The following is a 24,383-nucleotide window of genomic DNA, read 5'->3' on the forward strand; positions in this document are numbered from 1 at the left end:
TTACATCATGCATCAAAATGTAACGTCAGGGAACCCTTTGCGGCGAAGAACTCGCAGGTTTGTTGCGACTATTCATAGAACGATGGTAGGAATTGCCGGTGCATATCACCGCGAAGGTGGACTACGCCGTGCGGACTCTGGTCGAGCTCGCGGCAGTTGGTCCTGACCCGGCCAAGGCCGAGTTTCTCGCCAAATCCCAGGTAATACCCCACAAGTTCCTGGAAGCGGTGCTCTCGGACCTGCGGCGCGGCGGCTTGGTCAACAGCCGTCGAGGCCCGGACGGGGGATACTGGCTCGCTCGGTCCGCGGACGAGATCACGATTGCCGACGTCATACGAGCTGTCGAGGGACCGCTGGCTTCGATTCGGGGTCAGCGACCGGAAGACGTCGACTACGGGGGACCGGCAACGCCCCTCAAGGAGGTGTGGATTGCAGTGCGAGTCAACCTCCGTGCTGTGCTCGAAAATGTCACACTCACCGATGTTGCAGGTGGAGAGTTGCCCGAGTTCATTCACGAACTGACGGCAGATCCCGAGGCGTGGAATCGGCGCTGATACAGCCCGGTTTCAGTGTGCCCGTCGACGCGGAACTGCCATAGGAGCAGTGTTCGCGGTGTTGCCTCCCGCGGATTTTGCGTCGTACATCAGATGATCGGCCGCAACGATTGCTCGGGAGAACTCGTTGTAGTCGAACTCTTCCTGATGTGGGATGAAAGGTAGCGTCGCTGCGCCGACGCTGACCGTGGCCAGGGGGTCGTCGGAGGCGTTCACCACGGCTTTGGGGAGCGTCGCGATTCGTTTGCGAAGTCCGTACGGAGTACCGATCATCACAACGGTGAACTCCTCGCCGCCGGTGCGCGCGGCGTAACCGAAACCGTTCACATGCGCCTGCAGGCGCGTTCCGGTCCGGATGATGACGGCGTCACCGACTTCGTGGCCGAACGTGTCGTTCACCGCCTTGAACTTGTCGATGTCGACGACGGCAACAGCAATGTCGGCACGATTTGCCGACGCGACCGACCAGATGCGCTCCGACATGTCCCACAGTCCTCGTCGGTTCAACAGGCCGGTAAGCGCATCCACTTTGGATCCCGTTGCGCGCGCGAGTAATTGCCGCCAGGTGAACTGAATCGTGGCCGGAATGAAGATCACGGCACACAGGACGACGTCCGTGCGTGCGATCACGCTGGTTGTCGAGTAGTCGCCGTTCGTCAGGCCGAGCACCGTCAGGGCGATGACAAATGTCGTGGCAAAGGCGAGATGGAAGGCCAACCAGCGGTAATCGAGAAAATAGGTGAAGTAGGCGCCGGTGGCGACAAAGAGTGCCGCGCCGAAGAGGGCGGCGTTATGGCTGGTGAAGGTGATGAGAATCGAGGCAGTTCCGAGATCTGCCCACAGTCCGTAGAGCTTGAGCATGCGTGAACCTCTGATTCGGCCGACAAACCAGAGAATCGTAGGGATCAGGTTGACGGTCGCAATGCCGACGAGCCAACTGCGCGCAAACGGTCCGTCCGGGCCCTCTCCGCTGAGGAGAAACAGGAACGCCACGATCGAGAAATTGAGTGAGCAGAACCCGATGGTGAGACGGACGAGACGTAGTACGGAGCCTCGTCCGGACTTCGATCCCCACAGCATCACCGTGGACGAAACCGGCCAGGTGTGCAGGAGCGGGTCCATCAGATTCCTTCGCCGAGCAAATTACGGTTAATTCACCGCAAAGTATGTCAGGCCATGTTGATTCACGCGTCAACTTGGCAGGGGGCGTCAGGCGGTGGAGTTGCTCGCAACTCTCTCTGTCGCGCTGTTCAGGCATTTGCCGTGCGTGAGTGTGAGGTACGCCTCGAGTTTCCGTGCCCTGTGTTCGATCGCACAATATTGCAGACCTCTGCAAAGTTGCAGAGCTCTGCAAGTTCGGTACCGTGTTGGGGTGATCATCGAACAAGGCCTTCGTGACCGCAAGAAGGCAGCAACCCGTGCCGCACTCAGCGGCGCGGCAGCACGGCTCGCTCGTGCGCTGGGGATCGAATGCGTCACCGCTGACGCAATCGCCTCCGAGGCCGGAGTGTCGACGAGGACGTTCCACAACTACTTCTCCAGCAAGGAGGAGGCAGTGCTCGCCAGTTTCGAGGAATCGGTGAACCTGTGGATCGAGGCGCTTGCGTCGCGGCCCGCGGACGAACCTATTCTCGACGTCCTCGAAGAACTTGTGGTCGAAATCGTGAACGACTCAGGTCCGAGTGGGAGTGAGAAGGCAAGTATCTGGCTGCTGTCGGATTCGAGTCCCGCGCTCTACCGGGATGCCGCAGACATGCATCAGCGGATCAACCGTGCAGTAGTTCAGGCATTGGCGGAACGCACCGGTACCGACGCCGAGAAGGACCTGTACCCGACGCTCCTCCTGGGAGCGGTGGGCGGAGCCGCTAAATCGGTGATCGACGTCTGGACTGGCGGAAAGTCGGAGGCTTCCAGTCCGGAAGAGTTGGTTCACGACGCTTTTAGGCAGATTCGTGCCGGGTTGCCCGCGCCGCCGCCTGCCCCTGAGATGTCGCGTCCCTGAGATGTCTCGTCTCTGAGCCCCACACGTAATACCTGTCCACGTACACGCACCGAAACAGCAAGGAGCCCGTCGTGGCCACCTATCTTTATCGGATCGGCAAGTTCGCCTACCGGCGAAAAGGCGCGGTCCTCAGCGTTTGGCTGATAATCCTGGTCCTGATGGGCGTCGGGGCAGCGACTCTGTCCGGCCCCACCAAGGACTCGTTCTCCATTCCGGGAACCCCGGCGCAGCAGGCGCAAGACCTGATGGCGGAGCGTTTTCCCGACGCGCCCAATCCTATGGATTCGCTGAGCGCGCGATACGTAGTGCAAGCTCCGGCAGACACGACGCTGGCCGATCCGGCGAACGTCAAGGCCATGGACGACATGCTCGCGAGTATTCGTGGCATCGACAAGGTCGCCGACTCTGCCAAGGTGGACCCGGCGACTGCCACTCCGGAACAGGCCGCGAAGGCGTTGGTCAATCCGGTTACCGGCAACGACTCCATGGTTGCGATGTTCAAGGAAAAGGCTGCTGCGGCTGGAACTTCCGAGACACAGGCCGTGGACGACGCGCGTGCGTTGTCGCCGCTCAGTGCCGACGGCACAGTCGGGTACGTCGAGGTTCCGTTCAGCGGTGACTTCGCCGATCTCGATCAGGCGTTGCGTGATTCGATCAACTCCGCAGCCGATGTCGGTCGGGCCGAGGGACTCAACGTCCAGGTCAGTGGTTCTGCTGCTCAGGAAGCGGAGATGCCCGGTGGTGTCACCGAGCTGATCGGTATCGCCGTTGCCGCAGTCGTTCTGGCCATCACGTTCGGTTCGCTTGTGGCCGCGGGGCTTCCGCTCCTCACCGCGATCATCGGTATCGCTATCGGCAGCCTCGGAATCACGGTTGCCACCGGATTCATGGATCTCAGTTCGATGACTCCGACGCTGGCGATCATGATCGGTCTGGCCGTGGCGATCGACTACTCGCTGTTCATCATGTCCAGGTTCAGGCATGAGCTCACCCTCACTGACAACCGTGCCGAAGCAGCAGGTCGCGCCGTCGGAACTGCCGGTTCCGCAGTGGTATTCGCTGGTTTGACGGTCATCATCGCGCTGGTTGCCTTGCGAGTCGTCGGCATCCCGTTCCTCTCCGATATGGGTGCGGCAGCGGCCTTTACCGTGCTGATCGCGGTTCTGATCGCCTTGACCTTGCTGCCTGCGATCCTGGGTATGTTCGGACGCAAGGCTTTTGCCGGCAAGATTCCCTTCCTCAGCAAGCGCGCTGAGGAGTCCGAAGACGAAGATTCGGGCAAGCCGAAGTTGGCTCTGCGCTTCATCAGTGCCGTCGTCCGTCGTCCGCTCGTGCCGCTGATCGGTGGAGTAGTGCTTCTGGGCGCATTGGCTCTGCCCGCAACGGGATTGAGCCTGGCACTGCCGTCGGAGGCCACCGGTGACCCGGCGACCAGTGCGCGTCAGGCATACGACCTGATCGACGAGGGCTTCGGTGACGGTCGCAACGGACCGCTCATCGCCGTTGTCGACGCCAAGGATGCCAGCGTTCCCGCCGGGGAGGCCTTTGCGGAGGTCGTCTCGACCATCTCGGGCTTCGATGACGTCCAGAACGCACAGGTCGTCGGGGTCAACGAGGCCGGCGACACCGCGCAGGTACTGATCACTCCGAAGAGTGGTCCGACCGACCCCGCCACGATGGATCTGGTGTCCAGCCTTCGTGGAGCCGAAGGCGGACTCAACGATTCGATCGGCGTCAGCTACGGCATCACCGGTCAGACCGCACTCGAAGGCGACGTCTCGGACACGCTGAAGGATGCATTGGTGCCCTACCTGGCCGTCGTCGTCGGCCTTGCATTCATCTTGTTGCTCTTGGTGTTCCGTTCGATCCTGGTTCCGCTGACGGCGACGCTCGGCTTCCTGCTCAGCGTGCTCGCGACATTCGGTGCGACGGTGGCGATCTTCCAGCACGGTTGGTTGGGCATCATCTCGAACCCGCAACCACTCGTGAGTTTCATGCCGATCTTCCTGATCGGTGTGGTGTTCGGACTCGCGATGGACTACCAGGTGTTCCTCGTGACGCGTATGCGTGAGGAGTACGTCCACGGCGCGAGCGCGAAGGAGGCCGTGACCATCGGCTTCAACCATGGCGCCCGGGTCGTCAGTGCGGCCGCGGTCATCATGATCTCCGTGTTCGGTGCCTTCATCGCGGAACCGAACTCGTTCATCAAGTCGATCGGCTTCGCGCTTGCCGCGGCGGTGTTCTTCGACGCCTTCATCGTGCGCATGGTGATCATCCCGTCCGTCATGGCACTGCTCGGCGACAAGGCGTGGTGGTTGCCGAAGTGGCTGGACAAGATTCTGCCGAACGTCGACATCGAGGGCGAGAAGCTCAGCAAGGCCCTCCGTGAAGAAAAGGAAGCGGAGCTTCAGTCCGCATCTGCTTGATCTCTGCTGTGCGCCTTTATTAACCCCCGCGGTTAATAAAGGCGCACAGCAGTTTTTGTGTATCGAAATATCCAGCGGCACATGTCGGCCAGGATTGGTAACCTTCGCTCACTATGCTGATCAGGCTGCTGCGCACTTATCTGATGCCGTACCGGGGTGAACTCACGGGCGTTGTCGTCCTGCAGTTTATTTCGACTATGGCGGCCCTTTACCTTCCGAGTCTCAACGCCGACATCATCGACAACGGCGTGACGAAAGGCGACACCGGCTACATCCTCTCCACCGGCGGGATGATGCTGATGGTCACGCTCACGCAGATCCTGTGCTCGGTGGGTGCCGTCTTCTTCGGTGCGCGAGTCGCCATGGGCGTCGGACGCGATCTCCGGGCTTCGGTGCTGCATCAGGTCGGGACGTTCTCGGCCCGAGAGGTCGGGCACTTCGGTGCGCCTTCGCTGATCACCCGCAACACCAATGACGTCCAGCAAGTGCAGATGATGGTCGTGATGAGTTGCACCATCCTCGTCATGGCGCCGATCATGTGCGTCGGCGGCATCATCATGGCTCTGCGTCAGGACCTGAATCTGTCCTGGATCCTGGGGATCAGCGTCCCGCTTCTCGTAGTCTCGATGGGTTTCCTGATTGCCCGGATGGTCCCCGGATTCAGGGTCATGCAGGGCCGCCTCGACGCCGTCAACCGTGTTCTTCGCGAACAGATCACGGGCATCCGCGTCGTCCGAGCGTTTGTACGGGAACCGTACGAGGTAGAGCGTTTCGGCGATGCCAACCGTGAGCTGACGGAGACTGCACTCGGCGTCGGCCGCCTCATGGCACTGATGTTCCCGCTCGTGATGCTGATCAGCAATGTCACCAGCGTCGCGGTCATCTGGTTCGGTGGCCATCAGATCAACGAGGGCTCGATGCAGATCGGCTCGCTCACCGCGATGCTCAGCTACATCATGCAGATCCTGATGGCCGTCATGATGGCCACCTTCATGGCGGTGATGCTGCCGCGTGCGTCGGTGTGCGCCGAACGTATCTCCGAGGTGCTCGACACGGATTCGTCGGTGATTCCGCCCGAGAACCCGGTCCGAGAACTGAAGGACCCGGGAGTCGTCGAACTTCGTGGCGCTCAGTTCCAGTTCCCCGGAGCCGAGGAACCTGTATTGCGCGACATCACGTTCCGTGCCGAACCCGGCAAGACGACGGCGATCATCGGCGGCACCGGATCGGGAAAGACCACTCTGCTTAACCTGATTCCGCGTTTGATCGACTCCACCTCCGGATCGGTATCGGTGGGAGGAGTCGACGTCCGCGACATCGACACGGAACTGCTCTGCTCGGTGATCGGTCTCGTCCCGCAGAAGCCGTATCTGTTCTCGGGCACTGTCGCCACCAATCTCCGCTACGGAAACCCCGAAGCTACCGACGAATGGCTGTGGGAGTGCCTCGAGATCGCCCAAGCTGCCGACTTCGTCCGCGCCATGCCCGAAGGCCTGGACACACCGGTGGCACAAGGCGGTACGACGGTATCGGGCGGTCAGCGTCAGAGACTCGCCATCGCCAGAGCGTTGGTGCGTAAGCCACAGATCTATCTGTTCGACGATTCCTTCTCGGCACTCGACCTCACTACTGATGCGAGGCTGCGTGCGGCGCTCCGGCCGGTCACGCAAGACGCCTGCATCGTCGTTGTCGCGCAGCGTATTTCCACCATCGTGGAAGCCGATCAGATCATCGTGCTCGACGACGGCGCCATCGTGGGGATCGGCACGCACGACGAACTCGTGGTCAGTTGTCCCACCTACGGCGAAATCGTCGCCTCTCAGCTAGCCGTACAGGACGCATCATGAGCAATCGACCGACTTCCTCGCCTCCCATCGGCCCGCCCGGCGGCGGCGATCCCACAAAGAAGGCCATGAACTTCGGCCCTTCGCTCAAACGTCTCCTCGGTCGCTTGAGCCCCGACAAGCCGATCGTCGTCCTGATCTTCGCTTTGGTGACCGCAAGCGTCGTACTTTCCTCGATCGCTCCGAAGATCCTGGGAAACGCCACCAACCTGATCTTCGACGGAATCGTCAGCAAGCAACTCCAGCCGGGGACGACAAAGGAACAGGCTGTCGAAGGATTGCGCGCTTCGGGGCAGGGTCAGCTCGCCGACATGGTGTCCGGCATGGCAGTTGTGCCTGGAACCGGAATCGATTTCGACGCAGTCGGCAAGGTCTTGATGATCGTGCTGCTGCTGTTCGTCTGCGCGTCGCTGTTCAGTTGGCTGCAGGCGTATCTGCTCAACATCGTGGTCCAGCGAACCGTTCGTCGTCTGCGTGAGGACGTCGAGCAGAAGATTCACCGACTTCCCTTGCGGTACTTCGATACCCATGCCCGCGGTGATGTTCTCTCACGCGTGACCAATGACATCGACAACGTCGCGCAGAGCTTGCAGCAGACGCTCAGCCAGTTGGTCATGTCGGTGATGACCGTCCTGGGCATTCTGGTGATGATGCTGTGGATCTCACCTCTGCTCGCCTTGATCGCGGTGGCAACTGTTCCGCTGTCGATCATGGTCACAGCGTTCATCGCGAAGCGTTCACAGAAGCACTTCGTGGCGCAGTGGAAGAGCACCGGCGGAATCAACGCACAGGTCGAGGAAGCATTCAGCGGCCACGAGTTGGTCAAGGTGTTCGGTCGCCAGCAGGAGGTCGAGGAGCGCTTCCGCAAGCAGAACGAGGATCTGTACGAGTCGAGTTTCAAGGCGCAGTTCATTTCCGGTCTGGTCATGCCGGCCGTGATGTTCCTGGGCAACCTCAACTACGTCGCCATCGCAGTGGTGGGTGGCATGCGCGTCGCATCCGGAACGATGACGCTCGGCGATGTGCAAGCGTTCATCCAGTACTCGCGGCAGTTCACCCAGCCGCTCACGCAGATAGCGTCGATGACCAATCTGCTGCAGTCCGGCGTCGCTTCGGCCGAGCGGGTCTTCGCGCTGCTCGACCAAGACGAGCAGTCGGAGGACCCGAAGAGCGCGAAGTCGCCCACTGTCGACAAGGGTCGCGTCAAGTTCGAGAACGTCACCTTCAGTTACAAGCCGGAACAGCCGCTGATCGAGGACCTGTCCCTGACTGCCGAGCCGGGCCAGATGGTTGCGATCGTCGGACCCACCGGCGCAGGCAAGACCACCCTCGTCAACCTCATCCTGCGGTTCTACGAACTCAATTCGGGCCGAATCACTTTGGACGGCATCGACATCGCCGACATGACGCGAGACGATCTGCGCTCACGGATCGGCATGGTTCTGCAGGACGCATGGCTGTTCGGTGGAACCATCCGCGAGAACATCGCCTACGGCAAGCCTGGTGCCACCGACGAGGAGATTCGTCGTGCGGCCGAGATGAGCTACGTCGACAAGTTCGTGCACTCTCTGCCTGAGGGTTACGACACGGTCATCGACGAGGAAGGCAGCAACGTCAGTGCGGGCGAGAAGCAGCTCATCACCATCGCCCGCGCCTTCATCTCGCAGCCGTCCATCCTGATCCTCGACGAGGCGACCAGTTCGGTGGACACGCGCACCGAACTGCTGGTCCAGAGCGCCACCGCGGTTCTGCGCAACGACCGAACCAGCTTTGTCATCGCGCACCGTCTTTCGACAATTCGTGATGCGAACCTGATCGTGGTGATGGAGGAAGGCCGGATCGTGGAGCAGGGGAGCCATGAGGCTCTGCTCGAATCCCGCGGCGCGTACTTCCGTCTGTACAACAGCCAATTCGTGGGCGCGGAGATCTGATGCCTCAGTAGACTGGAGCAGACTTGGTCCGCTGGGTGGACCACATTCTGTGTACTGGAGGCGCTCGGCGATGCATTCGTTGCTGGGGAAAGCGCGCCTGATACTCGATTCCTTCGATGCGGATTCGGGTGCGCTGTCGCTGACCGAACTTGCGAATCGGAGTGGTGTTGCGAAGGCGACGGTGCATCGAATAGCCGGTGAACTGGTGTCTCTTGGTCTACTGGAACGGGTCGGAACCAAGTACAGGTTGGGGTTACGGCTCTTCGAACTGGGGCAGTTGGTTCCTCGTCAACGTATTCTGCGCGAGGTGTCCTTGACGTATGTGCAGGATCTTCACGCGGCGACCCGGGAGACGGTTCACCTCGCGATTCGCGACGGCCTCGATGTTCTGTACATCGACAAGATCTCCGGTCATCACGGGGTGGACCTGCCGTCGCGGGTGGCTGGCCGGCTGCCGATGTATGCCACGGCAACCGGCAAAGCGATACTCGCGTACTCACCGGATTCCGTTTTTCGAGCGGTGACAGGCAACGGATTTGTCGAGTTCACCGATCGGACGGTGAACTCGGAAGACGGGTTACGTAGGCAACTCGACGCTGTTCGTTCGCAGCAGTTGGCGGTCGAGACCGAGGAGGTTCGCCTGGGAACATCGAGTATCGCTGCCCCGATCTTCGGTGGACTTGGTGAAGCAGTTGCCGCGATCGGTGTGTCGAGTCCGCGGTATCGAATGGATACCGAGCGTTTTGCCGAACCGTTGCGCGCGGCGGCCGAAGGGATCAGCCGGAAGGTATCGGTTCTCGAACGCTCGGCATAACCGTTTTATCGACGCACGCAGAGCAGCGCGATCACGCCGAGAACCGAAGCCCCGGTCATGGAGATGGCCACGGCAAGACTGGTGTTGCCGAGAAGGCCGACGATGGGCGCAACCACAGCGGCAGCGCCGAACTGCGCAAATCCGATCAGCGCGGCTGCTGAGCCTGCGGCTTCTCCGTGACGGGACAGTGCAACCGCCGGTGCGTTGGGCATGACAAAACCCGTTGCGCAGAGCATCAGCAGGATGGGGACGGCAAACCCGACGAATCCCCACGAGTCGGTGGCGGCAACAACAACAAATGCAGCGCCGACGGCACTACTGCCCCACATTGCCCAGATCGTGATGGAATTCGGCGACCACCGGCCGAGAAGCACGACGTTGAGCTGGGACGAACCGATCAGAACGACGGCGCCGCCGGCAAAGGCAAATCCGTATGCGGTGGCGCTCAGTCCGAACTGTTCCTGCATCACGTAGGACGACGCGGCGATGTACGACCACAAAACGCCGCGGCCGAGACCGCACACGAGCACCAACACCATGAAGTGGGCATCCTTGCCGAGCGCAATGTAGTTTCGCGCGATGGCGCCGATGCCCTTGCCCGACCGATTCTCGGGTGGAAGTGTTTCCGGCAGCGATACTGCCGCGAGTGCGATCATCGCGATGCCCAGGATGAAGAGAGCGAGAAAGACTCCGCGCCACTGTGTTACGGACATCAGCGCCCCGCCGATGGAGGGGGCCAGGATGGGCGCTACGCCCATGACCAACATCAGCCGCGAAAGTACAACTGCCGCATCGTGTCCGGTGAATAGATCACGAACGATTGCCATCGCGATCACGCCTGTCGCGGCGGCGCCGAAACCTTGAAGGGTTCGCAGCGCAGTGAGGACTTCGATGGACGGAGCAAAGAAGCAGGTTAACGACGCGCCGACGTGAATTACTGTGCCCACGAGCAGGGGACGTCGACGTCCGTAGATGTCGGACAGTGGGCCGATGAGCAACTGGCCGAAAGCCAGACCCAGCAGTGTGCCCGTCAGGGTCAGCTGAACCATCGTGTCCGACGTGCCGAATTCCTGCGTGATCTGTGGCAGCGCAGGAAGATACATGTCGACGGTGAACGGCCCGAGGGCGGTGAGAATTCCGAGAAGCAGTACCAATCGGATCCGTGCACCGCCCGTCGGGGCGATCACCGTTCGTTCAGTTGTGCTGTTGGTCAAGGAAACCCGAAACTACACTGTAGTAGTCGTATGGTCGTTCTTCCTGAAGATGATGCGACGCCTTGTCCATGATGTAGAGATGGCCATGGGGAATCATCCGCGCAAGCATGAGCGGGTAGTCCGGGGTGAGGAATGCGTCGTGCATGCCCCAGGCGAAGAGCGTCGGCGCCTGGATCTGGCCGAGTTCAGCTGTGAGATCCTGCCAATCGCCACGAGGTGAGTCCGCCGAGGCAGCCAGGGCCATTTCTTCGGGGTCGAGACTTTGCTCGTATCGCATCTGGAGGGTTTCGGCGGGCAACTTCGATCCGTCGAACCATTCGAGACTGGTGATCAAGGTGCGGAGTTTTTCGAGGGTGGGGCCGGTGCCGCCGTAGTAGACGTCGCGGGCGTTGCGGCCACGACGGCCATCCTCGGGGAGCGGCGCGAGTGGACCGTAGAAGACGGGCATGCTGCCCGTGATCACCAGGGAGCGAACGCGTTCCGGGTACTTTGCCGCAAGATTGAGCGCTATGGTGCCGCCCCACGAGTTGCAGACGAAGTCTGCGCGTTCGATTCCGAGTTCGTCGAGCAGGGCAACCACCTTGGCGGCGTGGAAGTCCCACATTGGGCCGGCGATGGTGCACTTGTCGGACCGACCGTATTGCAGCAGATCAACGAGAATCGCTCGTCGATCCGAGGCGAAGAGCGGTGCCACTGGCCCGAAGTCGGACCACGCAGTGCAGCCGGGGCCGCCTCCGTGCAGGAAAATCGTGGGGTCGCCCTCGCCGAGGTCGTAGTAATGGAATGTGACGCCATCTGCTTTGGCGTACAAGCTCTTCGGTTGATCAGCCATGGCTATACCTGACCTCGAGGTGAGCGGTATGGGAAGTATCGCGGTCCGGCAGGCGAACCCGGTTCGTGGCTGTGAGACTTCCGAATGCCTAGCGTGCTGGCATGAGAACAGAACTCGAGCACGCGCGTGATCGCGCGGAGGCGATGATCGGTACGCGGGAAACGCGAGAGTTGGGAACGGTGCGTCCGGCGGAGTCGGTTGCGTTTGCGGTTGCCACCGCCGAGACGGACCCCCGGTTTCTCGACCCGGAGCACCCGGCATTTGCCGTCCATCCGATGTATCTGCCTTCGCTTTTGCGAGGACCGCAAGGTGGCTCCGATCGAGAGTACCGAGCAGACGGCATGTTCCGTGACGAAGTGCCGGGCACAGACGGTATCGACGTGCGCTTGATGGCCGGCGGGCAGAGTGTGACTTTCTTGCGACCGGCCCCGCTGGGTGAGGCTGTCGTCGTAGGGCGAGTACTCGATACCGTGACGACCAAGGGCCGGGCTCCGGACGAGTTTCTGCTGCTCTCGGTCACCAAGACTTACCGGGGTGCGCAGTCCGGCGCATTCGCCGAGGTCGTCGAGAAGTTCATCGTCCGATGACCGAAACAGTAGTCGTGGGCACGCCGATCGAATCGGTGACCTTGGTCTGCGATCCGGTTCGGATCCTTCGATTCGGGGCGTCGACGCACAATTCGCACCGTATTCACTACGACGCCTCCTATGCGCAGACGGAGGGGTTGTCCGCACCGGTGGTGATGGCCCAGTTGCAGGGCACGCTGTTCTTTCGTGCCGCGTCACACTTTGCCGGTGGATACGAAGGAGTTGTGTCCGTCTCCTGGCAGAATCGTGCGCCCGCGCCCGTCGGAACCACACTCGAGGTGTCGGGTGAAGTGTCCCAAATCGACAGTGACCAACTAACTTTGGCATTGCGGGAGCATTCGGACAATGGCGTGCTGTGTGCCGTCGGAACCGCTGTGGTGGTCCGGGTCTGCTGAGCGAACCGAATCCATTGGCGTAGAACGCAATCTCACCCAAGATCTGTTTCATTCAAACGTTCAGTGTCGAGAGGACTTCACATGACTGGTGTCGAGGCGTCGGAAGCCACGTTCGCGCTGCCCGAGCGGCCACGAGCGGCCGGTCGGCAGGATTGGACGGCATGGCCGGGTTACAACGCAGCCGGCAGCGGATACCGCGGTTACTGGTACCCGGTCACGTGGTCGAACCACATCACCAAAGACCCCAAGAGCTTCACCATCTGTGGTGAAAAGCTGGCGATCATCCGCGACGCAGGCAAGGCATATGCCCTGCACGATCGGTGCCCGCACCGCGGCGTTCCGTTGTCCGAGGGCGATCAGCAGTTCCCGGGAACTGTCAGCTGCCCGTACCACGGCTGGACGTACCGGCTCACTGACGGCAAGCTGGCCGCGGTCATCACCGACGGTCCGGATTCCAAGATCTGCGGCAAGCTGAACGTCCAGACCTATGCGATCGAGGAGCGACTCGGTCTGGTGTGGGTGTACATCCCGATCGCCAACGAGCCGGCGCCGTCCATCGACGACCAGTTGCCGCGTGAGCTGGTGGAGAACAAGGGTATCGTCGGTGGTCGGATTCAGCCCCGAGAAGGCAACTGGCGCTTCGCATGTGAGAACGGTTTCGACGAGGGACATGCGAAGTACCTGCACCGCACCGCATTGTGGCGTCTGTTCAAGCCGATGCCGACGTGGAACATCACGAGCATCGTTCCGGAGGGACGCTGGATCTACCGCGTGCAGGAAGAGGTGTACTGGGAGGCGGAATTCCCGGGCGTGGGAACCTGGACGAACAAGCGGTGGTGGAAGAAGAAGCCGGACGAGACCCAGATTTCGCAGATCGGAAACGTCGGCGCCGGTCTGGACGTCAATCCTGTGATCGCAGCTCAGAACTTCCCCGGTTTTGCTTCACTGTCCATGCCGGGTGTCCTGCGCATCGCGTACCCCAAGTTCATTCACTACGAGTTCTACGTCCCGGTGGACGAAGACAACCACAAGTACGTCGGCCTCATGGTCAACTTCGTCTCCGGCGCAGCAAAATTGGGCTTCTACGCCAAGTACCTCGGCGCGATCCGCTGGCTGTTCCACGGTCAGTTCTCGGGTCAGGATGCGTGGATGGTCGAGGTCACCGACGCACCGCCGGAGAAGCTGTACCGACCGGACGTGTCGCTGACGACGTGGCGAAATCTGGCAGAGGAAGAGTACGCCGAGAAGATCGCCGACGCGGCCAAGCACACCCCCAAGGCGCCGGTCAGGCCCACCCGAGAGCGCCGGACGCCAACGCCCCGCTCGGCCCCTGTCGCCGACGCTCAGATTCCCACCGGCACCAGCGAATAGGAGAGATACATGTTCAAGATTCTGACGGCTGTCGCTATCGGTGCCGCTGTTGCAGTGGCAGTTCCCAAGCTGTGGCAGCTGGCCGGCGAGCGCAGCAATACTCAGGTACATCAGGTCAATCCATGACCACTGCGAGGGCCGATGCTCTCGCAGGCCTAGGCGACGAGCGCCGGGAATGGGTCGAGCGAGCCTACGCCCATGTCGATCGTGCGCGATTGCGGGATCTCGCCACTTCGGTGGTCAACATTCCCAGTCCGACGGGTGACGAAGCACCGCTGGCCCGCCACATCACGGCGGTCCTGGCAGCGTCGGGCATCGAGGCCCACACAATGGATCTCGATGATCGGCAGGCGAACTCGTGGGGAAGGCTCCGCGGTGACGGGTCCGGACCGGACCTGTTGCTGTATGCGCCGATCGACACCGTCACGACCGGCGATCCGGCGGAAGACCTGCCGTGGGTGGGAAATGAGCTGCGAGCGGATCTGACGCCGCACGCCCAGTTCGACGAGAACTACGTGATCGGATTGGGTGCGTCGAACCCCAAAGGCCACGCCGTCTGCATTGTCGCGGCGGCCGAAGCAATTGCCGCAGCCGGTATTCCGCTCCGCGGTGACCTGGTGCTCGGATTCGGCGCCGGTGGTATGCCGACCAATGCCCGCCCCGGTGTCGGAAACCCCCGACGCAACACCGGCCAGGGCGTCGGCTGCTCGTTCCTCCTGGAACAGGGAGTGTGGGCGGACTGCGCGTTGATCGCCAAGCCCGGCTGGACGGTTTCCTGGGAAGAAGTGGGACTGGCCTGGTTCGAGATCACGGTGCACGGTCTGCACACCTACGTCGGCTCGCGCCACCGGTTGCCGTACCGCAACGCGATTACCGCAGCCGGCGAGGTGGTCGCCAAGTTGGAGGAATGGTTCCCGAAGTACTCGGCGGCGCATCAGGACGGTTTGGTTGCGCCTCAGGGGATCGTTGCCAACATCCGCGGCGGGTGGGAGCGAACAGCGTCGTTCACCCCCGAGCAGGTGCGCCTTACCGTTGATCTACGGCTCAGCCCGCGGACGACGCCCACCGCGGCCAAGCGCGAACTCAAAGCCGTCGTTGCGGAGATCGCACAATCGCTGGATCTGCAGATCGACGTCGAACAGGTTCTTGCCATCCCCGGTGAGGGTTCCGACCCTCGAATGTGGTTGCGCCGCGCCGCAGTCCACGCGTGGGAAGCTGCCGAAGGAGAGCCGCATCAGGACTTCTTCGACGCGAGTGGAGCCACCGACGCAAACATCCTGCGCAGCCGCGGCATCCCGACGATTCGGGTGGGTATGCCCAAGGTGGTCGACGCACCGTTCGAGGTGGACTTCGCGATGGGGATGAACACTGTGGACCTGGCTGCGGCGGAGAGATTTACGAAGTATCTGATCCGAGTGGCCCTCGACACCGTCACCCGCTCGCTCGAGGAAGTAGGAATCGACTGATGGCGAAGATAGTTCTGGGTATCGGTGCCTCCCACAGCACCTTGATGAACACCCATTGGGAAGAGACGACGCACAAGGCGGAGGCCGAACGCTTCCGGGACGCGCTGTATCTGAGCCGGGAGAAGATCGCGGCGTCGAAACCCGATGTTGTCTTGATTCTCGGCTCCAACCACTTTCGCGGTTTCTGGCTGGATCTGATTCCGGCGTTCACTCTCGGCGTCGGAGAGTGCATTTCCAGTGGCGAGTCAGGAACACCCAAGGGGCCGCAACGGGTCGACGTGGAGTTCGCCAGGCACCTTGCAAACGAGCTGATCGAAGGTGGCCGGTTCGATCTTGCCTACTCGGCGCGATTGCAGATCGATCATGGTCAGTCTCACGCGATTCAGTACCTTCTCGACGGAATCGATGTTCCGATAGTTCCGTTGGTGGTCAACGTATTCGCGCCGCCCCTCCCGACGTTCAAGCGATGTGAGGAAGTGGCGAAGGCCCTGCGGGATGCCGTTGCGTCGTATCCGGCGGATACCCGGGTCGTGGTGATCGCGTCCGGTGGATTGTCTCATCGTCTGCCCTGGCCGGACTGGCGGGATCCGCACGGTGAGGACGAGGATTTCATGGTTCAAGCCTGGCTGGACGGCCGGGAGAACTGGTCCGACTACGACGTCCGGCGACGCCAGATCATCCGCGCAGCCGATGCCGCGATCACTCCGGAGTTCGATGACCGAATTCTTGATCTGTTTGCCAGCGGCAAGGCAAGTGAGCTTGCCGAGTTCACGACGCAGCAGATCGAAGACGAGGCGGGCAACGGTGCGCAGGAGTTGCGGACCTGGCTCATGATGGCCGCGATGCTCGACTACGTTCCGGGTGAACGCCTTGCCTACGAAGCGATTCCCGAGTGGCTCACCGGTATGGGTGTCACGATTCTCGATCCAGCTGGAACAGACAGCGCAACAACATAATCTGCACCTTCAGTAAAGGAAGTTTCTCTGATGACAATCTGGAACGAACTTGCCGGGCTCGATTTCGAGTTGACGACCGTCGACGCCGGCGGTGTGCCCACGCGCTCTCTGCAGGCAGGATCCGGTGACGAGGCCGTGATCTTCCTGCACGGCACCAGCGGACACCTCGAGGCATTTGCACGCAATATTGCACCGCACGCCGAGTCTTACCGGGTTCACGCGATCGACATGCTCGGCCATGGTTACACCGGCAAGCCTGACTACCCGTACGAGATTCCGCGCTACGTCGAGCATTTGGTGAACTACCTCGACGCGGTCGGACTGGACCGTGTGCACTTGGTGGGTGAAAGCCTCGGTGGTTGGGTCGCTGCCTACCTGGCCAGCGAGCAGCCCGAACGTGTTCTGTCGCTGCAGTTGCTGGCAGCAGGCGGAACAGTCGCGAACCCGGTAGTCATGGAGCGCATCAAGACGTCGACCGCGAAGGCCGTCCAGAGTGACGACATCGAATTGACCCGCGCACGTATGCAGTTGCTCATGCATGATCCCGCCGATGCAACCGAGGAATTGGTTCAGGCTCGTCACCGGATCTACCATCAGCCTGACTTTGTCGCCAACATCCACAACCTCCTTTCCTTGCAGGAGATGGAGGTTCGCCAGCGGAACCTGCTGCGCCCGGATCGAATGGCACTCATCAAGGCGCCGACTCTTGTGGTCTGGGGTCAGGAAAATCCGTTCGGTGATGTTCCGGAAGCGAAGAAGATGGCCGAGGATATTCCGGGCGCTCAGCTCGAACTCTACTCGGAGTGCGGTCACTGGCCGCAGCACGAGCAGGCAGCGAAGTACAACCCGCTGAGCCTCGAGTTCTTGGCAAAGGCATCAGCCAGCGCGAAGGCAGCTATCTGAGAAGTTCCTGCCAAATATGCTGCTGCGTAATGGAGCCGGTCTCTCGATTGGGAGGCCGGCTTCCGCGTTTTCGAAGGTACAGTCATCGTCTTACAGCGAAGGAGTTCTCGTGAAGAAAGTACTTCTGCTGACGGCCGACGCCGACAACGGACTCGGTACCGCAATCCGTGACGCCGTCAGGGGTGAGGCGGAGGTAGTTCGATTACCTGAGCGCACCACGGGGGCGCTCCGTGCGGAGTTGCCGACATGCGACGTCGTGGTGGGGGACTGGAGTGGTGATCTGCCACTGGGCAAGGAGGAAGCAGAGCTCGGCCGGAATGTGCTCCTCGTCCAACAGCCTGGTGCCGGAACCAATTTCATCGATGCCGAAGCCTGGCGCGCCGCCGGAGTTCCGGTGGCGAATACTCCCGGTGCAAACGCGAACTCGGTTGCGGAGTGGGCAGTGCTCGCGGCAGGTGTGTTGTGCCGCTCCATGTTCTGGGCGCACAACGAGGTTACCGATGGTCGATGGCCACAGGAATCCATCCTGACGCGCGATTGCCGCGATCTGGCGCAGCGCCGGGTCGGCGTCGTAGGTGTCGGTTCGATCGGCCGCCGGTGTGCAGAATTGTTTGCCGCCTTCGGTTGCGACGTCTACGTCACCGCGCGTTCGAGACCGCGTGACACTGTGGCTGCGACGTTTGTGTCACTCGACGAGTTACTGCCTCTCGCGGATGTCCTGGTGCTGGCCGTCCCGCTTACGGAATCAACTCGGGGACTGATCAATTCCCATCGAGTTGCGCAGTTGCCCACCGGAGCGATCGTGGTCAATGTGGCGCGCGGCGCTGTCGTCGACGACGCGGCATTGGCGCGTGCCTTGCGTTCCAGGCATGTCGGCGGCGCTGCCCTCGATGTGTTCGACGTTGAACCACTACCGATTTCGAGCCCGCTCCGTGGATTCGATTCGACCCTCCTGAGCCCGCACGTCGCCGGCGGCAGCGCCGGAGCGCGTGCGTCGATCTATTCGATGACGGCGCAGAATGTCGCCAGTGCGCTGCGCTCGCAGACAATTCGGTGGACATTGTGATTCGGTGGACATTGTGATCGAGGGCCGTGTTACCGAAGTATTTCGGTCCGCACGTTCCTCCAGGTGCAGTGTTTCGCCGAGGTAAGTTCCTGTCCCCGGTCCGCACGGTGGACCCGGTTGGTTCTCGGGTGTAGGTACACACAGCTAGGTTTGCTCTCCACGACCCGCAACTGCGGCACAGATCACAAACAAAGGTGTGAGTAGATGGCCTCGCTGTCAAAGTTTGGAAGGACTGCTCTTGTTTCGGCTGCGCTGCTGCTGACCGTTGCAACCGGCGCATGCAGCCGCCCGGCGACGCAAAGCACAGCTGATTCTGCCGGAAGTGGACCACTGCGTATCGCAGTCGGAATCGATGCTTCCTACGCTCCGTTCTTCGTAGCGGATCAGGAAGGCATGTTCGACGCTGCCGGTTTGGACGTCGAACTCGTCCAGTTCGGTCGTGGTGGCGAGGCCGTCGACGCACTCTCGACCGGGCAGGTCCAGATCGCCGGTAGCTCCGATACGACAACGATCGCCCAGTTGCGTCAGAATCCGTCGTTGCGCGCGATGTACTCGTACGAGGCGTCGGGTGACTACATCAAGGTCGTGCTGCGTAACGGTGTCGACTCACCGGCTGCGATCAAGAAGATGGGCATCGTCCCGGGTCTCAGCCAGATTTCGACGGACAAGTACCTCGCTGCCAATTCCATTGCCCCCGGTTCGGTCGAGATGATCTCGGCGACCCCGACGGACATGCCCGCACTGCTCAGTCGCGGCGACATCGACGGGTTTGTCCTGTGGGAGCCGTGGCCGGCCACCGCCCTGGATCAGGGAACCGGCCACGTGGTGGCAGTAACCGGAGACTACGGCTGGTTCTATCATCATTGGGCGATCACGACGGCTCCGTGGTTGTCGGCCAACGAAGAGACAGCGCGAACCGTCGCGAAGGTGCTCGACGAGGCAACGCGCAAGGTCGAGTCGGATCCGGGCGTGGCAGCGTCCGCGACCAAGGCGGCTGTGAACGTCAGCGCGGATCAGACTATTGCCGCGGTGGACGAGATCGACTTCGCCGTGGTGAATCTCGAAGCTGCGGATGTCGAGTCGGCTCAGTCGATCGTAGATTTCTACAAGTCGATCGGTGTTCTCAGCGACCAGCCGGATCTCGAATCGGCAATGCTTCTGGATTGGTACAAGGATGGTGCACAGTGAGTATCGCAACAAGTGGTTCAACGACCAGCTCGACGAATAGCGCGGGGACAGCCGGCCCCGGCAAGAAGAACACCGGTGTTGCCATCGACGTGGTCGACCTCGGAATCAGCTTCGGCGCGGCGGAGATCGTCGCCGGAATCGACATGCACGTGCAGCCAGGTGAATTCGTCTGTCTGCTCGGTCCGAGTGGCTGCGGCAAGTCGACGCTGCTGTCGTCCATGGCCGGCTTCGTGGAACCCAGCGCCGGCGAGATCGTGTGCGACGGAGATGTCGTCGCCGGCAGTAACCGCCACGCCGGCATGGTGTTTCAGAGCTCCGAAGCGTTGTTCGAATGGATGACCGTGAGCCAGAACGTGGCCTACGGCCCCAGGATGCGTGGAGCGAACCGCAGCGAGCAGGCGAGTATCGCGGCCGAGTACCTCGCGATGGTCGGCTTGCCCCACGCGGGTGCGAAGTTCCCCTCGCAGCTGTCCGGCGGTATGCGGCAACGTGTTCAGATCGCACGAGTTCTTGCCAACCAGCCGTCGTTGGTTCTCATGGACGAGCCGTTCGGTGCGTTGGACGCTCAGACTCGTCAGGTTCTGCAGACCGAACTCGACCGTATCTGGCGGCACACCCGCTGCACCGTGGTATTCGTGACTCACGATATCGACGAGGCACTGACGTTGGCTGACCGTGTGATCGTGATGTCGGCCGGCCCGCGGGCCCGGATCAAGAGCGTCTACGAGGTCAATGCGGCTCGTCCGCGAGACCGCAACGATCCCGAGGTGATCGAGCTCTACGAGAAGCTGCGGGACGACATTCGGGCAGAAGTGGTTGCGTCGCTGCGGAACCAAGGCATTGAGGAGGACGAGCTGTGACGGCTGTAGTGACCGGTGGTTCAGCCGGTGTGAGAACAGCGAAGGTGGCGGAGACAAAAAAGCGTTCGTCGGCGCGGCGATCCAAGATTGTCAAAGCGACGCTGATGTATGCAGCCTCAGCGGCAATCGGTTTGGGCATCTGGTCGTTCCTGGCGTGGTGGTACGGGCCGACCACCATTGCATCACCGGCCGAAGTATGGTCGGCGGCACAGGAACTGTGGGAGAGCGGCGTTCTGTGGTCGTCGATCACCGCATCGGGTCAGCGAATTCTCATCGGCTGGTTCCTGGGTGTCGTGATCGGTGCTCCCGTCGGAATTCTGATGGGCCGCATTTCCATCGTGCGACAGCTCCTCGATCCGTACATCGAGTTCTTCCGGTTCATTCCGCCTATTGCGTTTGTCACTCTCGCCGTCGTCTGGTTCGGCATCGGTGAGACGTCGAAGGTTGTTCTGATCTTCTACACCTCGGTATTCATCGTCACGGTCAGCACGATTGCCGCGACTGTAGCGATCAGCGAGAACAAACTGCAGGCAGCGGCAAATCTTGGTGCCAACAAACTTCAGATCATGAAGACGGTGGTCTTGCCGTCGTCGATCCCCGGCATCGTCACGGGCGCTCGCCTGGCGATGGGCAACAGCTTCCTCACCATCGTGTCGGCGGAGATCGTCGCCGCCGACCAGGGTATCGGTTCGATGATCTGGCAGGCTCGAAACTACGGCCGGATCGACTGGACGTTCGTCGGCATCATCGTCCTGGGCATCATGGGCTTCATCTTCGACCGGATTCTCCGCATTCTGTCCTCGCGGTACCTCGCCCGTTACGGCGTCAAATAGTCAGGAGCGCAGCATGAATCACCCGCTGAGCATTGCCGAGCAGGCCGGAATTCCGGGACCGCCCGAGTTCACCGATATCGAGAGTGAGCGGCGTCGTCGCAAGACCGCTGTCATCGGCGGGTATCGGATTTTGTCGAAATTCGGTTTGGACGAGGGAATCTCGGGACATATCACCGCCCGAGACCCAGAAGATCCGGAGACTTTCTGGACTGCGCCGTTCGGGCGGCACTTCTCCCAGGTTCAGCCGGAGGAATTGCTGCATGTGGCGTCGGACGGCGCGGTCATTTCCGGAGACGGACCGCTCAACCGAGCAGCGTTTGTCATCCACAGCAAGGTTCACGAGGCTCGTCCCGACGTCATCGGAGCTGTTCACGCTCACGGTTTGAACGGTAAGGCGTTCTCCTCGCTGCACACCCGCCTCACGCCGATCACTCAGGACGCGTGCGCCTTTCACGAGGATCACTCGATCTACGAGGAGTATCACGGGGTGGCGCTGGACGAAGAGGAGGGGATTCGCATCGCGGATGCCCTCGGATCGAACAAGGCCGTGATCCTCACCAACCACGGTCATCTGACCGTCGGAACTTCCGTGGAGAGCGCAGTGTGGTGGTATGTGTCGATGGAGCGGTCGATGCAGGCGGAGTTGACGGCGCGAGCCGCCGGTGATCCGGTTGTCCTGCACGAGAAGATCGCGGCGCAGACCTACGAAGCAGTCGGCACCGAGAAGGTGGGGTGGTTTGCGTACTCGACCATCATCCAGAAGATCGCAGCAGACGAACCCGAGGTATTCGCGCACTGAATTCTTCGCGCACTGAATTCCTGCGAGCATTGGGCCCGTCGACCGAGAGGTCGGCGGGCCCTTTTCGTTTTGTCCCGCAACTGTTACCGAGGTCTGTTGAGCGGACCGGTTTCATTTGCGTGAGTCCGTCGGCGCAATACCGTATCGAGTGTGAACAAAACGTCTTCCACGGCGACCGACAACGAGATCGGCGTCGATATTCTGATCATTGGTGCCGGCCCCGCCGGGCTGTACGGCGCGTACTACGCAGGCTTCCGCGGCCTCTCGGTTGCCGTGATCGATGCCCTTGCGGAACCGGGGGGACAGGTCAGTGCGATGTACCCGGAGAAGGCGATCCTCGACATCGCGGGATTCCCTTCGGTCAAGGGACGCAACCTCATCGAGGGTTTGATGGCGCAGGCTGCCCCGTTCGATCCGGTGTACCTTCTGGGCATGCAGGCTCGTGAGCTGTCGCATGACGACGACGGCCGGGTGCGGATCACCACCAGCACGGGCCAGGTCGTGGTGGCCGGCGCGGTTGTCATCACCGGCGGCATCGGAACCTTCACCCCGCGTCCGTTGGCGAAGGGTTCGGAGTTCATGGATCGGGGGCTGAGTTACTTCGTCCCGGATTTGTCGGCGCACACCGGGAAAGACGTTGTCATCGTCGGTGGCGGCGACAGCGCGTTCGACTGGGCCGTTCACCTGGAACCGATTGCCAAGTCCGTCACCCTGGTTCACCGGCGAGATCGTTTCCGCGCGCACAAATCCACAGTCGCCAAGGTGCAGGAAAGCAGTGTCCAGGTTCTCGTCAACGCCGATGTCTCGGCGGTACGTGGAAACGGGTGGATCGGCGAGGTCGACATCACCCACAAACAAGACAAGAGCACGTCCACGCTGCCCGCTCAATCCGTCATCGCTGCATTGGGATTCACGGCCGACCTCGGTCCGATGATGGAGTGGGGAATCGAGATCGACAATCGCCACATCGCGGTGAACACACGGATGGAGACGAATGTTCCGCGTGTGTATGCCGCCGGGGACATCACGGACTATCCCGGCAAGGTCCGCTTGATCGTCGTCGGTTTCGGCGAGGCCGCGACTGCGGTGAACAACGCTGCGGCAGTGCTGGATCCGGAAGCAGAAATCTTCCCTGGACACTCCACCGAACAGGAGAGCTAGGCAATGGCATTTGTCATCGGTGAAGCATGCATCGACTACACGGACCGATCGTGCATGGAAGAATGCCCCGTGGATTGCATCTACGAGGGTGATCGCAAGCTCTACATCAACCCGAACGAATGCATCGATTGCGGCGCTTGCGAATTGGCCTGCCCGGTGGAGGCGATCACCGTCGACCGGAAAGCAGACCCGGATTTCAAGGAAGACAACAAGCGCTTCTTCCTCGAGGTCTTGCCTACCCGTAGCGAGCCCGTCGGAAATCCGGGTGGTTCGGCAAAGATCGACATCGTCGGCGTCGATACCCCGATGGTTGCGGCGTTCTGATGGCTGGCGGCCTGCAACTCGGATACGTTGATTCGTCTTTCGGGCAATTGCATTACGCGCAGCAAGGTTCGGGTGAGGCGATTCTCCTGCTTCATCAGGCGCCCCGGTCGTGGGACGAGTTCCGCGAGTTCATTCCACTCCTTGCCGATGACTTCCGCGTTGTCGCGATGGACATGCCGGGGTACGGCAACAGTGCTCCGGTGCCCGGCCCGCAGACCATCGAGACCTATGCGCGAGGCGCGTGGGAATTGCTCGACACCCTGGGCGTCGATCGAGTCACGGTCATCGGTCACCACACCGGTGCGGCAGTGGCGCTCGAGATGGCGGCATCACGCCCCGAGAGGGTGCACGCTGCCGTGCTCTCGTCGTGCCCGTGGACCGACCGCAACTACCGCGGGGGGCACTCGGGACCCGGTGGGATCGACTGCGTCGACCGGGCCGCAGACGGTAGCCATCTCACCAGGCTGTGGGAGATGCGTCGCCCCTACTACCCCGAACCAGGCACCGCACTGCTCGACAGGTTCATCCGAGACGCGCTTGCCTACCGGGTAGATCCGGCGGAGGGGCACAAAGCCTGCGCCCGCTACGTCATGGAGGCGAGAGTCGGTTCGGTGACTGCGCCGGTTTTGCTGATCGGCGCGCAGAAGGATCCCTTCTCGATGCCTAACATTGCGCCGTTACGTGCACACCTGACGGGTGCGGCAGTGGTGGAAACGGAGATCGTCGAATCGGGGACCGTCGCACTCGTCGAGGAGCACGCTCCGCAGATTGCATCCGCCGTCCGCATGTTTCTGGAGAATTACGCAGGTAGGCGCCCCGTGTAAACTCTGCGGGACGGGTTCACTGAGCGGACCGTG

23 protein-coding genes are annotated in these 24,383 nt (G+C 61.5%); 20 read left to right on the plus strand and 3 right to left on the minus strand.

From position 1 onward, the window contains the following. Window positions 1-98 precede the first annotated feature (98 nt). Window positions 99-554, plus strand: a complete 456-nt coding sequence (locus ABH939_RS27330; RefSeq protein WP_003943908.1) for an Rrf2 family transcriptional regulator — start codon at window positions 99-101, stop codon at window positions 552-554. 12 nt (window positions 555-566) lie between these two features. Here the strand turns inward: ABH939_RS27330 and ABH939_RS27335 are convergent, their stop codons facing one another. Continuing rightward, window positions 567-1,676: a GGDEF domain-containing protein gene (locus ABH939_RS27335; RefSeq protein ID WP_003943790.1), complete on the minus strand. Its 1,110-nt coding sequence runs from the start codon at window positions 1,674-1,676 to the stop codon at window positions 567-569. Between the two features lie 250 nt (window positions 1,677-1,926). On the opposite strand from ABH939_RS27335, the gene ABH939_RS27340 reads away from it, so the two are divergent. The 5 genes from ABH939_RS27340 (at window position 1,927) to ABH939_RS27360 (ending at window position 9,571) form a co-directional block, all read left to right on the plus strand. Further along, window positions 1,927-2,556: a TetR/AcrR family transcriptional regulator gene (locus ABH939_RS27340; RefSeq protein WP_007731646.1), complete on the plus strand. Its 630-nt coding sequence runs from the start codon at window positions 1,927-1,929 to the stop codon at window positions 2,554-2,556. A gap of 71 nt (window positions 2,557-2,627) precedes the next feature. Beyond that, window positions 2,628-4,982: an MMPL family transporter gene (locus tag ABH939_RS27345; RefSeq protein ID WP_404650424.1), complete on the plus strand. Its 2,355-nt coding sequence runs from the start codon at window positions 2,628-2,630 to the stop codon at window positions 4,980-4,982. A gap of 113 nt (window positions 4,983-5,095) precedes the next feature. Then, entirely contained in the window at window positions 5,096-6,829 is a 1,734-nt protein-coding gene (locus ABH939_RS27350; protein WP_054188631.1) for an ABC transporter ATP-binding protein, read from the plus strand. Continuing rightward, entirely contained in the window at window positions 6,826-8,757 is a 1,932-nt protein-coding gene (locus tag ABH939_RS27355; RefSeq protein ID WP_007731644.1) for an ABC transporter ATP-binding protein, read from the plus strand. The genes ABH939_RS27350 and ABH939_RS27355 overlap by 4 nt, the downstream gene beginning before the upstream one ends. A gap of 70 nt (window positions 8,758-8,827) precedes the next feature. Further along, window positions 8,828-9,571: an IclR family transcriptional regulator gene (locus tag ABH939_RS27360; protein WP_007731643.1), complete on the plus strand. Its 744-nt coding sequence runs from the start codon at window positions 8,828-8,830 to the stop codon at window positions 9,569-9,571. A gap of 5 nt (window positions 9,572-9,576) precedes the next feature. Here the strand turns inward: ABH939_RS27360 and ABH939_RS27365 are convergent, their stop codons facing one another. Further along, entirely contained in the window at window positions 9,577-10,758 is a 1,182-nt protein-coding gene (locus ABH939_RS27365; protein ID WP_404650427.1) for a multidrug effflux MFS transporter, read from the minus strand. A gap of 7 nt (window positions 10,759-10,765) precedes the next feature. Next, window positions 10,766-11,617, minus strand: a complete 852-nt coding sequence (locus ABH939_RS27370) for an alpha/beta fold hydrolase (RefSeq protein WP_007731641.1) — start codon at window positions 11,615-11,617, stop codon at window positions 10,766-10,768. Between the two features lie 101 nt (window positions 11,618-11,718). Here ABH939_RS27370 and ABH939_RS27375 point away from each other — a divergent pair, with 101 nt between their 5' ends. The 14 genes from ABH939_RS27375 (at window position 11,719) to ABH939_RS27440 (ending at window position 24,350) form a co-directional block, all read left to right on the plus strand. After that, the gene (locus ABH939_RS27375) at window positions 11,719-12,204 is read left to right on the plus strand and encodes a MaoC family dehydratase N-terminal domain-containing protein (RefSeq protein ID WP_007731639.1); all 486 of its coding nucleotides are present in this window, start codon (window positions 11,719-11,721) and stop codon (window positions 12,202-12,204) included. Then, complete coding sequence (locus tag ABH939_RS27380; protein WP_021332874.1) at window positions 12,201-12,599, plus strand: hypothetical protein; 399 nt, start codon at window positions 12,201-12,203, stop codon at window positions 12,597-12,599. Before ABH939_RS27375 ends, ABH939_RS27380 begins: the two co-directional genes overlap by 4 nt. Window positions 12,600-12,680: 81 nt before the next feature. Continuing rightward, window positions 12,681-13,970: a Rieske 2Fe-2S domain-containing protein gene (locus tag ABH939_RS27385; protein ID WP_007731634.1), complete on the plus strand. Its 1,290-nt coding sequence runs from the start codon at window positions 12,681-12,683 to the stop codon at window positions 13,968-13,970. Between the two features lie 122 nt (window positions 13,971-14,092). Next, window positions 14,093-15,436 carry a M20 family metallopeptidase gene (locus tag ABH939_RS27390; protein ID WP_007731632.1) on the plus strand — a complete coding sequence of 448 codons (1,344 nt, stop codon included), beginning with the start codon at window positions 14,093-14,095 and terminating at the stop codon, window positions 15,434-15,436. Then, window positions 15,436-16,392, plus strand: a complete 957-nt coding sequence (locus ABH939_RS27395; RefSeq protein WP_007731630.1) for a 3-(2,3-dihydroxyphenyl)propionate dioxygenase — start codon at window positions 15,436-15,438, stop codon at window positions 16,390-16,392. The genes ABH939_RS27390 and ABH939_RS27395 overlap by 1 nt, the downstream gene beginning before the upstream one ends. 30 nt (window positions 16,393-16,422) lie before the next feature. Next, a complete protein-coding gene (locus ABH939_RS27400; protein WP_019746500.1) occupies window positions 16,423-17,295 on the plus strand; it encodes an alpha/beta fold hydrolase in 873 nt (290 codons plus the stop codon). 109 nt (window positions 17,296-17,404) lie between these two features. Then, a complete protein-coding gene (locus ABH939_RS27405) occupies window positions 17,405-18,361 on the plus strand; it encodes an NAD(P)-dependent oxidoreductase (protein ID WP_019746501.1) in 957 nt (318 codons plus the stop codon). Between the two features lie 204 nt (window positions 18,362-18,565). Then, window positions 18,566-19,549: an ABC transporter substrate-binding protein gene (locus tag ABH939_RS27410; protein ID WP_404650431.1), complete on the plus strand. Its 984-nt coding sequence runs from the start codon at window positions 18,566-18,568 to the stop codon at window positions 19,547-19,549. Further along, complete coding sequence (locus ABH939_RS27415; RefSeq protein ID WP_007731623.1) at window positions 19,546-20,409, plus strand: ABC transporter ATP-binding protein; 864 nt, start codon at window positions 19,546-19,548, stop codon at window positions 20,407-20,409. The genes ABH939_RS27410 and ABH939_RS27415 overlap by 4 nt, the downstream gene beginning before the upstream one ends. Then, the gene (locus ABH939_RS27420; protein ID WP_019746502.1) at window positions 20,406-21,242 is read left to right on the plus strand and encodes an ABC transporter permease; all 837 of its coding nucleotides are present in this window, start codon (window positions 20,406-20,408) and stop codon (window positions 21,240-21,242) included. The genes ABH939_RS27415 and ABH939_RS27420 overlap by 4 nt, the downstream gene beginning before the upstream one ends. A gap of 13 nt (window positions 21,243-21,255) precedes the next feature. Next, window positions 21,256-22,041, plus strand: a complete 786-nt coding sequence (locus tag ABH939_RS27425) for a class II aldolase/adducin family protein (protein ID WP_054188628.1) — start codon at window positions 21,256-21,258, stop codon at window positions 22,039-22,041. A 150-nt stretch (window positions 22,042-22,191) separates the two neighbouring features. Further along, on the plus strand, window positions 22,192-23,202 hold the full coding sequence (locus ABH939_RS27430) for an NAD(P)/FAD-dependent oxidoreductase (protein ID WP_404650434.1): 1,011 nt from the start codon (window positions 22,192-22,194) through the stop codon (window positions 23,200-23,202). Between the two features lie 3 nt (window positions 23,203-23,205). Beyond that, window positions 23,206-23,526 (plus strand): DUF362 domain-containing protein, encoded by a 321-nt coding sequence (locus ABH939_RS27435; RefSeq protein ID WP_007731605.1) that lies wholly within the window; start codon window positions 23,206-23,208, stop codon window positions 23,524-23,526. Then, a complete protein-coding gene (locus ABH939_RS27440; protein ID WP_404650436.1) occupies window positions 23,526-24,350 on the plus strand; it encodes an alpha/beta fold hydrolase in 825 nt (274 codons plus the stop codon). Before ABH939_RS27435 ends, ABH939_RS27440 begins: the two co-directional genes overlap by 1 nt. The last annotated feature ends 33 nt before the right edge of the window (window positions 24,351-24,383 follow it).

It is taken from the genome of Rhodococcus sp. 27YEA6 (assembly GCF_044908235.1).
GTDB classification, from domain to species: Bacteria; Actinomycetota; Actinomycetes; order Mycobacteriales; family Mycobacteriaceae; genus Rhodococcus_F; species Rhodococcus_F qingshengii.